The organism is Lysinibacillus sp. CTST325, assembly GCF_054665055.1.
Genome location: NZ_BAAFHO010000031.1, coordinates 1 through 6,398, shown reverse-complemented (window position 1 = coordinate 6,398; position 6,398 = coordinate 1). Strand labels below are relative to the sequence as shown.

Sequence of the window (6,398 nt, the reverse complement as noted above, 5' to 3'; positions counted from 1 at the left end):
TTGCTCTTTTTTAGTAAATAATCTTTTCGTCATTTATTCCGCTCCGACATCTTTTTTCTCATTATAAACAAAAGTACCCTATAGGATAGACTTTTTTCAAAGTGTCTATCTTATAGGGTACAGTTTAATAAAAGAGGGCTTTTTTTATCCCTTTTTGTTTAACGCGAGTGGTCTCTTTTCTTCTCTTTAGCTTGGTCCTGCTCCGCTTTAATTTTAGTTTCAATCTCTTTAACGCTTTTTAATGAAAAAATATCTTTGGATGATGATTTAATTTGTTCGGTTTTTTCTTTAATACTTATCCTCACTTTATCTCCACTCTCCATAGCATCCTTAACAATTCGATTCAAATGTGAAAAGTCAGAGTATTCCCCGATACTCGCCATAACAAGGGCATTTCGAGTAAATGAAGCATTTTGCGCGAATAACTTTTTATCTAAAAATATATTTTGAGTAGCTGCATATTGTACACAAAATTCTGTTACAGTTCGCGTATTACCTTCACGGAAAGGGTGTACTTGCCATAGTGTGGCCATATTCTTTGAAAATGCTTCAGCTTTCTGTTCATATGTATCTAAATTACTCCAATTAACTTTTTTCAATTCGTTAATGGCTGCTTTAGCTTCAGCAGGAATTTTTTTATTTTGACGATATTGAACACTCATACCTGAAAGCACGGGTTCAGCTTTTTCTATATCCATCAAACGAGGTTGTCCGGCCCACTCATAAACGTCACCCAAAATGTGCTTGTGTATATCCATTAAATGCTTATAATCAAAATCCCCTTTAACTTCATTAACGTTTGCTAATCTAACCAGGGAGATAGCAGATTCAGCTTTATCTAATTCTTCCTGATCAGTAATATTTAATTTGTTTTTTAACACAAAACTATTTGGAATTAAGTACGGATCATTCATAAATATAACGCTCCCTTATAATAAATTTCAAAAAAGCTCTGAAATTAGTCATTCAGAGCTTCAGGAGATTTTTTGTATTTATTTATTAACATCTGTGCAACTTCCTCAATTTCCAACTCACCATCAATATGTCTCTGGAATAAGACCTGATCTTCAGGAGCTACTGGTTTAGCTCCTAAGCTGTTAATTGCTTCTGCTTGTGCCAATCTTTCCGCTCGCTCTTCTTTGGTTGTATTAGCAATGCTATATTTACCCATACTTCATCCTCCTCTTTTAAAGTGATTGATCTCGCTTTTTATCTTTGGCTTGATCCTGCTGTTGGCCTTTGATATTGGTATCAATTTCTTTTATACCCTTCAAGGAGAAAATACCTTGTTTCCCTTGTTGCTTAAGTTCTTTCTGCCAATTTGAAAGTTCAGGTAGTTGATGATTATTTTGCTTGGCCTGATTAATAATACACTCAATTTTGTTCAACAAAACATCGCTAGGCGGCTTCTCATTTAATGCGTTGGAAATAACCTCTTTAGGGCTAATTGAAGGTGTTTCAACACTAGAATAAACCTTAGTTCCTTCCCTTGTAAAAAGACTAATATCAGCGAAATGATTCCCTTTAAAAAGGATATCAAGATTATTAGGTAAATTAGTAACTACTGTGTCATGAATTGCCTTATCCGTTGACCTTGCAGTTTGTGGCTTTGTTGCATACATTGACTCATATCTCTCCAACGTACCTAAGTAAGATAAATCTTTCGATACCGCCATTACATAAAGATTGACTTCATAGCCTTTTTCTTTTAAAGCTGAAGCTGTTTTCATTGGTGTTTCAGCAGTTCGTAAAGTACCTTCAATAGTTAAGTTAAAGCCTTCCTTACTAAAATAATCAATCAAAGCTTCTGTCATTCGATTTGAAAAAGGCGTAACATGCTCTACATAATCTTTTCCATACTCCTTAACTAGTGCAGAAAATTTTGGGTGCTGGATTTTAAACGTGTCATTATCAATAGTAATAACATCCTTGTTTAATTTATCTTTAGCTAATGCGTGTAAAGTGCTTTTCCCTGCCCCTGGTTGGCCTCCTAAAAGGAAAGCAACTGGATTTTCTTGTCTCGTCTTATTTTTACTCAATCTATCTTTTGTATAGTTAAAACGCTGCTGGAACTCGGCATCAGTGAAGAGCGACAATTCAGACTTATTCATTTGCATTTTCCTTTGTTATTCCCCCAATAAGTTCGTCCATGCATTTCCAAAAAATCTTTAAACCATCCAACTCTTGAATTGACATTTCAAATAAATCTTTATCAAGAAATTCTGACAGCTGATCTAACAGAATAACGTAAGAGTTACTTTTATCATTTATATCAATTCCATTGTTAAAGATGTAGTTTAATAATTGTGCATGAACACCATTTGCAAATTCATTTAATATTTCGATTTTGAAAGTTTTTTCGTAGTTTAAAGGCTTTTCCATTTTCAACACTCCCTTCTTTTAATGAAACCACCAGGTACTCAACTATTCATATGGTCTATATTTCTTCCGGAGTAATTCGAGTTCGTCTTTCTTCTCCAGCAGCATGCTTTTTAAGAACATTTTAGGTTGTTCTTTAGCAACTATTAATTTTCCATCCTTCACCAATTGTCCTAGCCGGGCCGTTGATATTTCTAATATTGATGCTGCTTCAGCTCCAGACAATAATTCTTCATTTAAAAACCCAAGAAGTTCCTCAGTTGATGCAAATTTATATTCCACAATTTCACCTCACTTTAATTATAAACATAAGTCTTACAGCGTGGATTGAAATTGTGATTCCATACAGGGCTAGTAATACATTGCCAAAGGTTGAGCGATCTTGAAAATCAACATACTTCAGTATTATAACTGTACTAGCAAACAGCAAGGCAATATTTACATAACCAAATTTTTCGAATACCTTTTTCATATATACAAATAAGTGGATGTGTTATAATTTTATTTAAGAAGGAGGGTTAACCTCCTTCCCAAAGTATTAGCGACGATTCTTCTTAGCGGGGGAACGTCGCTTTTTCTTTTTTCCTTTTTTCATGTCGTAAATGTCTTTAAAGCCTGACGTGAAAGCTTTAAATGTTGTAGCAACAAGTGCGACAAGCGCAAGGACTTTTTCAAATTCATCCACTTATATTCACCTCCTTTATATACTTATTATACAATACCTATTTATAAATGTAAATAGATTTTGTATATTTTTTTACTTTTTTTCCATTTTTTCACTTTGCCTGTAGAAGCGAAATTAGTTCCCAAAGGGGATTATTTTTCCCCTTTGACATGGAGAACGAAAAACACGTATAGACAGTTGGTCAAGGGGGCTTTCGGTAAAAGTTTTTGCTGTTGCGCAGCGTTCTTAAGCAAAAAGTTTTTCCGCCCTTGAACGACTGGCTCGCTGTCTTACGATTCGGAAGGCAAAGGGAAAAAATAAGGAGCACAGCGACGCAATTTTCGGCTTCAGCCGAAAATTTCCTTGCCTTATGGTCTTAAGGTTTTCGGCTCATGGGGTACGTGCCGATAGGCAAACGGATCAGGAACTTAGGGTATGTAGGCGAAGCATGAGCCGTACAGACCCTAGTTATCGAGCCTTTTAGTGCCACAGTGACACGTATAGAATGTTGATATATGGCAATCTACACGCCCTACCGTAGATGGCCATATTTCTACAGTCTGTAGTGCTGCCGCCCGAAGTAGGTTTTTTAATCTTTTACTGAATTTAAACAGCTCTGAAACGCATCGAACAAAGAAAGATACGTCTAAAAAAATTTCGATGCGTCTGAGCACACTCAAAACAGAAGGAAAAATATACTTATAAGCATTTTCTTAAGAAAAAAAGTCCGCCTTTAGGCGAACTGGAATATTTTATTTACGATAGGCTCGTCTTTCTGCATATTCAATACACAGATGACATACCTTAATTTTTTTATTTCTTTCATTCTTGTAATTTCTTAAATCGACTGCTTTTCGTTTACAAAAATAACAAGCATTTTTAGGGGGCTTAGGAGTACTAGTTATAAAATTTTCTTTAATTTTTGTTAATATCGACTTCATGAAGCTATTCTCCTTTCATCTTCTATTTTTCGACAAATGGGGAGAAATCCCTTTCTGAAAGTTGCATTTGCAGAAGTTTGACCAATATCGACCTTTCAGAACATTCGTGATATACTGATTACAGTAAAATAATTCGTATATTGAGCACTTGCGAGTGTAACTGCGGCCCCATTATCTATATCAGTAGCAATAATCTTACTCCTGTTAGCATTTGTACTAAGATTTATTAGTTTAAAAACATCGACAGGAGAGATGCCTATGAAAAAATCATCAAATCTTTTAAATGCAAAACCCCTTATTTCAGTTGTATCTGAAACACTTTGGACAGGAGTAGCTGGTATCGCCGTAAGTGCTGAATATATGAGCAAATGAAAAGTCGTCAAATGACGACTTTTTTGTTTGTCATTTATTAGATTGTTCGGTTTAATCTTTACATCATACAGCTGCAACTATAAATACCTGAATAGAATTCTAAGTAAAGTCGAAAAATTCTTATTGGTGTAGCTTTGAAAAAAAGATTGATTGTTTATAATAAAGATTGATAATTTGTAATAAAGTTTGATAAAAATCATCTCTTTAGTTATTCTTTGAGATGATTTTTTTATTGGACATTTATGTTAAAACTGATGGTTATCTTGTGAAGAATTGTACTTAAACTAACGGAGCAGTTTAGTTGAATAAAGATTTGGTATAATAAGCGACAATAAACTAAGTTGATTAAAGGAGTTACAATATGATTACTGCTCAAAATGCTGAAGGTTTCCTCAAAGAGAAGATTGGTGAAAATACAACTATAGCAAATGTTTGGAATGAATTTATATCGTTTGGAAGACAACCAGTTGAAGGAGAAGAGGAAATAGCTTTACTCTTCCAATGTGGAGTATACGATTTTACAGGAGAAGAATTATTTTATTTTGATTTCGTTAGACAATTTACTGTCTATGAAGATGACGAATATTCTGGGATGGAACAACTCCATTGTGAATTTGTATTTACCCCAACTAATGAACTTAGAAGTTTGGAAACGTCAGAATGGTATTTTGATACCGATGGTGATGTGGATGTTTTTTATCATTTGGTTGAAAATCTTGAAGAGTTTAAAATAGCATTAAAATTTGAACCTTTACGATTAAATATTTATCAAGAACAGATATAAGTTATTTAACTACCTGTGCTTTGCTTCGATAAGGGAGCAGGGCATTTTTCTTATTTAACTAACTGTAGCTTTAGTGGAATAAGGGGTCTCGCCATATTTATGTGGATTTACAACGTTAAGGAAAGAGCGGTTACCAAATGATGGTTCGTGAACCATACAACTACAATTTATGTCTATATTGAAAAGGGAGGCGACATAATTATGTGGTTAATATTAGGTCTTATTGCAATAGTAGCAACTTTTATAAATCTTTATATGTATGCAACAGGTAAAGATTATAAGCTTGCAATGGCAATGGGGTTATCATTTACAGCATTGACACTCTGTGCAGAACATAGCCTTGTATCTAATTGGGTAAAAGTTGAAGATTGGGCGGCTTTAGGGGATGTAGTACCTACTATGGAAAAGGCATTATGGTTTTTGACAATTGTTTCTATTTTACTAAATATAGCACCTATACTTTTAGAACTGAAAAATAAAAAATAATTACTTATTGTTGTTCATTTGGATTTACGTCCCCATATCTCGCTTTGGAAAGGTTATAATCCAACTAACAAAGCAAGTTTGTTGAGGAGGGTTATAATGCGTTTTCTTTTTTGGCTAAGTGTTGTTTTCTCGGGAATTGTAAGTGTTGTCGGCTTTACATTCACTAATATGATGACTACTTCATTCGACCCCTCAGGTGACAATTTTGTTGGAGGAAATGGAAACCCAGGCTTAATGTTTGTTATGTTTCCGATGCTAATTATTCTTTATTTTTTCTTTACAATGATGTTTGTTTTTGAAAAGTTACACAAACGTTTTTTAGTGAAAAGAAAAATATTTCAAGTTTGTTATTCAGGGGTAGTTGTGCTGATTTTGGGAGTAACGATTTATCGAATCGTTTCATTTCGAAATGAAATCAATTCATATTTTGAATACGAAATATCCTATTTAAATCCTTTTTCTAATCATTTGTTTTTTAACTTCTGGACGTTTATAGCCAGCCTTTGTGTTTCAGGATTTTGCTCATTTTATTTAAAGAAAAGAACGTGAAGAAACTAACGGGTGCTTTACTTGAAGATCATTGAGTTGTTTATGCAGCTCTTTTTCTTACGATTAGTCAAATATCTATAATAACTTTCTTAACTCTCTGATATTATTTTGATAAATTGGGCCATGCTGAATAAGCCTAGTGATTTTTCGATTTTTCATAAGGCTTTAGTATGTTAAACTGATGCTACGACTGTACTAGGGAGCCAACCTGTAGTCGTAGTTT

Annotated in this window: 10 protein-coding genes; 3 read left to right on the top strand and 7 right to left on the bottom strand. The window is 33.9% G+C overall.

The genetic code is table 11. The features are described 5' to 3' along the window. Window positions 1–158: 158 nt before the first annotated feature. From ACYQ73_RS27995 to ACYQ73_RS27965, 7 genes are all read right to left on the bottom strand, one after another. Entirely contained in the window at window positions 159–881 is a 723-nt protein-coding gene (locus ACYQ73_RS27995) for a Fic/DOC family protein (RefSeq protein ID WP_460015447.1), read from the bottom strand. Between the two features lie 77 nt (window positions 882–958). Next, on the bottom strand, window positions 959–1,171 hold the full coding sequence (locus ACYQ73_RS27990; RefSeq protein WP_460015446.1) for a hypothetical protein: 213 nt from the start codon (window positions 1,169–1,171) through the stop codon (window positions 959–961). A gap of 16 nt (window positions 1,172–1,187) precedes the next feature. Continuing rightward, window positions 1,188–2,111, bottom strand: a complete 924-nt coding sequence (locus ACYQ73_RS27985; protein ID WP_460015445.1) for a zeta toxin family protein — start codon at window positions 2,109–2,111, stop codon at window positions 1,188–1,190. Further along, a complete protein-coding gene (locus ACYQ73_RS27980) occupies window positions 2,104–2,382 on the bottom strand; it encodes a hypothetical protein (protein WP_460015444.1) in 279 nt (92 codons plus the stop codon). The genes ACYQ73_RS27985 and ACYQ73_RS27980 overlap by 8 nt, the downstream gene beginning before the upstream one ends. 42 nt (window positions 2,383–2,424) lie before the next feature. Continuing rightward, a complete protein-coding gene (locus ACYQ73_RS27975; RefSeq protein ID WP_328010523.1) occupies window positions 2,425–2,661 on the bottom strand; it encodes a DNA-binding protein in 237 nt (78 codons plus the stop codon). 256 nt (window positions 2,662–2,917) lie between these two features. Continuing rightward, the gene (locus tag ACYQ73_RS27970) at window positions 2,918–3,064 is read right to left on the bottom strand and encodes a hypothetical protein (RefSeq protein WP_460015443.1); all 147 of its coding nucleotides are present in this window, start codon (window positions 3,062–3,064) and stop codon (window positions 2,918–2,920) included. 731 nt (window positions 3,065–3,795) lie between these two features. Beyond that, window positions 3,796–3,984 (bottom strand): hypothetical protein, encoded by a 189-nt coding sequence (locus ACYQ73_RS27965; RefSeq protein ID WP_460015442.1) that lies wholly within the window; start codon window positions 3,982–3,984, stop codon window positions 3,796–3,798. Between the two features lie 733 nt (window positions 3,985–4,717). On the opposite strand from ACYQ73_RS27965, the gene ACYQ73_RS27960 reads away from it, so the two are divergent. From ACYQ73_RS27960 to ACYQ73_RS27950, 3 genes are all read left to right on the top strand, one after another. Beyond that, entirely contained in the window at window positions 4,718–5,140 is a 423-nt protein-coding gene (locus ACYQ73_RS27960; protein WP_460015441.1) for a hypothetical protein, read from the top strand. A gap of 201 nt (window positions 5,141–5,341) precedes the next feature. Continuing rightward, complete coding sequence (locus ACYQ73_RS27955) at window positions 5,342–5,626, top strand: hypothetical protein (RefSeq protein WP_460015440.1); 285 nt, start codon at window positions 5,342–5,344, stop codon at window positions 5,624–5,626. 96 nt (window positions 5,627–5,722) lie between these two features. Beyond that, window positions 5,723–6,175: a hypothetical protein gene (locus tag ACYQ73_RS27950; RefSeq protein ID WP_460015439.1), complete on the top strand. Its 453-nt coding sequence runs from the start codon at window positions 5,723–5,725 to the stop codon at window positions 6,173–6,175. Window positions 6,176–6,398: the final 223 nt, after the last annotated feature.